Source organism: Okeania sp. SIO3B5 (genome assembly GCF_010692555.1).
GTDB lineage: Bacteria > Cyanobacteriota > Cyanobacteriia > Cyanobacteriales > Microcoleaceae > Okeania.
In genome coordinates this window covers 21,751-27,750 of sequence record NZ_JAAHHG010000087.1, presented here as the reverse complement: position 1 = coordinate 27,750, position 6,000 = coordinate 21,751, and the positions used below count along the sequence as shown (strand labels likewise).

Genomic DNA, 6,000 nt, shown 5'->3' with positions numbered 1-6,000 from the left:
GTCAAGTTGACCGTTGTTCATTAATTTCATGTCCTATTGGTGAAATTTCTAGTAGACCAGATTATTATTTTCAGCAATCAGTACTTAAACAGACAAAAAAGCTATTTCCCGACTACAAAGAAATCTATTCGGAAGTTCAACAAATTAACTTACAAAGACTAGATAAAGCTTGGAAACGTTTCGGCTAAGAGCCGACATGAAAGGCTAATACCCGATCAAACTGGTGATAAAGGTAGCATCAAAATACTAATCGTCCTAGGATATTGTTTCAAACTCCATATATTTCTATATTAATTTTTCTAGAAAGTAGTGCAGTATGCCCAAAAGATCCTACTCTTAACAGAAAGTTAAATATTTGAAACATTTTGACTTAACGTAAAACAGTAGTGATATTTTTGATTTTTATTGCATAAGCTTGGTTATGATATTAATCGGCATTAGGGAATAAATACTCTATATGATTTGTCAAATAGTCCTGGTTTAACCATAAAGTGAAATTAAATAATGAATCAGACTGCAGCGTTTATAGGAGGATGTATTCTGACGGGGATATTGATTGTCCTCTTGCTCATGGGTTGGATTGTATTTGGCAAGTGGTCTCCTGATTATCAGACGGAAGTGCCAAAAGCATCCCCTTCCCCCTCAATAACATCTTCTCCTTCTCCAAAAGTATATCCTTCTCCTTTAGTAACTGTCTCTCCTCAGCCACTACCATTACCACCCCCGCCAATTTCAGTCCCTTCAGTTCCTGACTTTAAGGACTATAAATTGGAACAACAAATTAAAAATCAATCAGAACAACAACGTTCAGCTTATGAGCAACTGAAAACTCAACTACAGCAGCAATTACTTGATATGCGACAGTTGAAAACTCAGTTAGAACAACAATGGGCAGAGACACAACAAATTAAACTACAACAAGACCAATTAAGGCTAGAAAATGACCGACTGTTGATTCAAGTCCAGCAGCAAGAACGTTTGATTTCTGGCTTGAGTTTACAGCAGGGAATGGATAATTATAGCAGAAGCTCTTCGGGTAATTCTGCGAATTATTTAGAAAAAGGTGTATTGTGGTTTATTGGAGGAATTATCTTAGCTATTTTACTTCTTGGTGGTGGCATTATTTTAATCGGAATGATTATTTTATTAGCTCAACCCCAACGTCGATCTTCTTACAATGGTAAGAGTACGGCTCACGATATTAATGTTCCTTGGCAATATACTATTTATGATGAGGAGGAAGCCAAATTTTTACCTCCTTATATTGACAGGAAAAGAAGCCAAAGATAATTAAATAAATTTCAATAAATAAGAAAGAATAAAAAGGTAAACAATGACAGAAATAGGGGAGCAATAGAATTTAGTAGTAAGCATTCAGCCATCAGCTATCAGCTATCAGCTATTAAGCTATATAATTTTGGGAAAGGTAAAAGGTAAGTATTCAGCTTTTAGCTGTTTCATAAATAATGAATATACACTTGTTGTGCTCAAGGTTAGTTGTTTTTTCAATACTTTGAATTATCCTTAAACTTCTCAATACTAATTCCTGCTATAAAGGCAGTGAATTAATAGCTGATTGCTGATTGCTGACTGCTGTTTGCGCAGCATTCCGCAGGAAATGCTTACGGTAAAAGCAATTTAGAACTTGAGAAAGAATAAAAAGTTACCGCCAAAGTACCCTGACTACACTTGAGAAGTAATTATTCATTACTAATTGCTGTTAACGTAGTTCCTCCGTAGCTGACTGCTAATAGCTGTTTGCGCAGCATTCCGCAGGAAATTCTTATATTTAGGGTTTGCTGAAAAAGTCTGTTAGTAAAGGTAGGGAACAGGAAACAGGGAACAGGGAACAGTTTAAACTATCTGCTACGGTCAAATTTTCGGCATTGTCAGGGTCAAAACTTTACCATTTTGAGACAACAATAGCCAAAAACTAGGTACTTTTTCAGTTCTGAAAAAGGCTAAAAACTTATACCTGTCAATACTTTGATATTTAATCAGCAAACCCTATTTAGTATTCTCCTTTGAAGCATAAATTGCCAATTTCTTTTTTGTATTATTATTTTTGGTAATTGCTATAAATAGAGCAAGAAAACTTTAATTTATTTAGCTAAAGGAGCAAATGTTTCTTTAACTATCTGAGTGTTTAGTGTACTAATCTAAAAATTTTTATAAATTTTCCTAGTTCGCTGGATTAATATTACTAAATTTTGGATCTATTTATAGCAATTTCAGAAGGTAAAAGTAGAAAAAATACTTTCCTGTCTAAGCTTCATTATCAGTCTACTTAATATCGTAGTTGAAGGAAAGAATGTGGACATATCAAAAGTTTAAAACTTCAGATAACGCAATATTTTTCTGTTTTTCGGTCTTTCCTTCTGCTATAAAAAATTCATAATGAAGTTGTATAGAATAAAATTTTAAAAGGGAAAAAAAGCGGTCGAGGGATGGCGAGGTTTCGGAGCCATATCCAATCGATCAAGAGAAGAAATAATATTTTCTGATACTCAATCATCTCGGTTTTAACCAGAGGTAATTATCCATTATCCATTATCCATTAATGAATCCGGAGGTATGAATGTTAATCAAAGAAAATTCTTGGTCTAGCAATTTTATCACAGCAAATAGTATTAAGATTCATTATGTGACTCAAGGTTCAGGTCCTTTGATGTTAATGTTACATGGATTTCCTGAATTTTGGTATTCTTGGCGACATCAAATTCCTGAATTTGCTCAAGATTATAAAGTAGTTGCCTTAGATTTAAGAGGCTACAATGAAAGTGATAAACCAGAAAATCAATCTGCTTATGTAATGTCAGAATTTATTAAAGATATAGAAGGAGTAATCAAAGAATTAGGTTATGAAAAATGCGTTTTAGTAGGACATGATTGGGGAGGGGGAATAGCTTGGTCTTTTGCTTATGCAAATCCTGAAATGGTAGAAAAATTAATCGTAATGAATATTCCTCATCCAGCAAAATTTAAAGAGGGTTTAGGTACTCCAGAGCAACTTTTGAGAAGTTGGTATATGTTTTTCTTCCAGTTACCTTTTTTGCCAGAATTAATGCTTGAATTTAATGATTATCAAGCTATTGGTTCTATTTTTAACAATATGGTAAATAAATCTGCTTTTACTGATGCTGATATAGAAGCTTACAAGGATGCTGTGGCTAAACGAGGTGCTTTAACTTCAATGATTAATTATTATCGTAATATATTTCCTGGATTTTTCAATCAACAAGAATGGGGAGTATTACGAATTCCTACTTTAATGCTTTGGGGTGAAGAGGATACCGCTTTAGGAAAAGAATTAACTTATGGCACAGAAGAATATGTGGAAAATTTTCAGATTCGCTATATTCCTAATTGTGGTCATTCGGTACAACAAGAACAGCCTCAATTGGTTAATCAATATATGCGAGAATTTTTGAGTAATGATCATGATTTATAGCAGTTTTCATGTTTCATAGAATACAGAGATTTTGGCTTAAAGGCAGAAGGCAGAAGGCAGAAGGCAGAAGCTTTGTAGTCTACCTTTGTGAAAACCGCTATAAGTTGAAAGAAGTGCATGGAAGAGATTGATTTTATGCCCATAAAAATTTAAGAGAAGGTAGATAAAGAATTAGTAATAATACTAATTTATAATTCCCCTTAAATGATGTGAATAGAGAATTAAAATTTTTCAGGAAATAGGAAGCAGTTTCAGAGAATTAGCTAGTTTTGGGGAGAAGCAAAAATGACGATTTAGTTTTCCAATATAGTTGGGAAGTAGTAATTATTGTCAGATTTGTAAAACCCTCAAAAATAGACAGAATAAAGCCTGAAATCTTTACCACTATTTCCTCTGTCCCGATTCTAAGATATTTTCTTTAAACTGCGTAGAATATTACTAAATAAGGCTTGCTGATTAAATATCAAAACATTAAAGTAATAGTTAAACAAAAATCCCAAAAAGAAACAGAAATTAGAATAGATGAATTAGCCAAAAGCTTACCAGCAGATAAACTTGAATCAGTTATCTTAAGTGCAGAAAAACCAAAAACAGAAAGTTGTGTAAGTCCCGGGTAATTTATGTCTGGAAAAAGTATGAGCTTTTCAGCAAGTATAGGTTCAAAAAGTGAGGATTTTCACCGAAGCAAAAGCCGAAAAATCACTCTTACTATTGTTTTGGCCACTGACTCTGTTATTCCCATTTATTCTACGTCCTAACTACTGCCTACTGCCTACTCCCTACCCCAGTAAAAAGACTTTCCATACGCAAACCCAAAATAATAAGAATAAGCTGCAAAAAAAACTTAAGTACTTGACGAAAAGAAAGTTTGTCAACAATTTGTTTCCTTGTGCCCTTTATAACTTTACCAATTCAACAGTTACCCTATTTGCCTTGCCATAACAATAATTTTTAACGCCAACCCGCTTATATAATTAATGTAACTCAAATTACTCTAATAATGATTAATCAATTAACTAATAAAATTAGGAATAACTTAATAGTAATAACTATCCTAATTATCATGAATTGGTTATTGCTATCTTCTAATACTTTAGCTCAACCCATTGATAATAGTCGGCGCAAACAACAAGTATTGCAATCCATTGAATTAAATACAGATTTAATTTTAGAAAATGCAAATCCTGTAGAAAAACAACAGTTAAAAGACGAAAAATATGCTCAGATGCAAGAGTCAGAATTTAAATTCTACAGAGCAACAAATCATTTGTTTTGGCAAGATTTTGCTAATGATAGTAGACTCAGTAAATTTGGCAATTCTAATACAAAAACTTGGATTTTAGGAGATTGTCATGTTGATAATTTTGGTGCTTATAATAACGATAAAGGAGAAATTATCTTCGATCTGAATGATTTTGACGAATCAATTATTGCTGATTATCAATATGATTTGTGGCGTTTAGCAGTCAGTATTATTTTAGTGGCAAATGGTTCTAACCTATCTAAATCTGAACAAGAAGAGGTGATTGATAGTTTTAGTGAAACTTATCTAGATACCTTAGCTTCTTATGTAGGAAATGATGAAGAAACTCAAATATATTTTACAGAAACTAATACTAAAGGAGAAGTGAAAAAAACTATAGAAAAAGCTGCTAAAAAAACACGACAAGGAATGTTAGAAAAATGGACTAAAGTCATAGAAAATCAAAGAATGTTTGATTTTTCTAGTGAAAAATTAGGTCTTGCCACTGATGCTAAAAAGGCTATTGAATCAGGAATGCTAGATTATGGTAAAACCATTTCCGGCAACCTAAATTATGACCCAGAATATTTTAAAGTTAAAGATGTTGCCCAAAGATTAAATGCAGGTTTAGGTTCCTTAGGAACATCACGTTATTATGTATTAATAGAAGGGAAAACTGATGCTTTAGATGATGACCATATCCTAGATATTAAACATCAGTTTCAACCGACACCTATTTATCAATTGTTCAGCTTATATGACCGCATTAATTATCGGAAAATATTTAATAATAATGCTCAACGCCACGCTATAGCTTATAAAGCATTGATTAAACACGCTGATGATTTTTTAGGATGGATAAAACTTGTAGATAATAATCCTATTGATGGAGATTTTTCTGGTGATTATTCTGTGAGAGAAATATCTCCCTATAAAAAGTCTCTCAAAATTAAAAATTTAATAGATAAAAACAGTTTTATAGAAGTTGCTCAACAATGGGGAAAAATTCTTGCTACCAACCATGCTAGAGCAGATAAAGATTTTGATAAAAAATTAGTTTCTACTTCCTTTGAAAAACAAGTAAAAAAAATTACTGATGGTAAGCATAAAGAATTTAGAGAATTAGTGCGTGAAATAGCCTTTAAATATGCAGAACAAGTTGAAGCTGATTATGATAATTTCGTAAGCATTCAGCCGTCAGCCATCAGCTATCAGTTATCAGCTATTTCTTTTAGTTTACGATAAAACCTTTATTAATTGTCTTACTACGTAGATAAAAATCTCAAGAGATATCGTAATAAATAGT

At 32.5% G+C, this 6,000-nt stretch carries 5 protein-coding genes and 1 pseudogene; all 6 read left to right on the top strand.

From position 1 onward, the window contains the following. Positions 1-188, top strand: a pseudogene (locus tag F6K54_RS14270) (RNA-guided endonuclease TnpB family protein); the annotation flags it as partial. 316 nt (positions 189-504) lie between these two features. Next, on the top strand, positions 505-1,290 hold the full coding sequence (locus tag F6K54_RS14265) for a hypothetical protein (RefSeq protein WP_293078527.1): 786 nt from the start codon (positions 505-507) through the stop codon (positions 1,288-1,290). 1,288 nt (positions 1,291-2,578) lie between these two features. Further along, positions 2,579-3,451: an alpha/beta fold hydrolase gene (locus tag F6K54_RS14260; RefSeq protein ID WP_293078525.1), complete on the top strand. Its 873-nt coding sequence runs from the start codon at positions 2,579-2,581 to the stop codon at positions 3,449-3,451. A gap of 8 nt (positions 3,452-3,459) precedes the next feature. Beyond that, positions 3,460-3,582, top strand: coding sequence for a hypothetical protein (locus tag F6K54_RS14255; RefSeq protein WP_293078524.1), 123 nt, complete (start codon positions 3,460-3,462; stop codon positions 3,580-3,582). Positions 3,583-3,900: 318 nt separating this feature from the next. Next, complete coding sequence (locus tag F6K54_RS14250; RefSeq protein WP_293078522.1) at positions 3,901-4,068, top strand: hypothetical protein; 168 nt, start codon at positions 3,901-3,903, stop codon at positions 4,066-4,068. Positions 4,069-4,514: 446 nt separating this feature from the next. Then, the gene (locus tag F6K54_RS14245) at positions 4,515-5,939 is read left to right on the top strand and encodes a DUF2252 domain-containing protein (RefSeq protein ID WP_293078520.1); all 1,425 of its coding nucleotides are present in this window, start codon (positions 4,515-4,517) and stop codon (positions 5,937-5,939) included. Positions 5,940-6,000 lie beyond the last annotated feature (61 nt).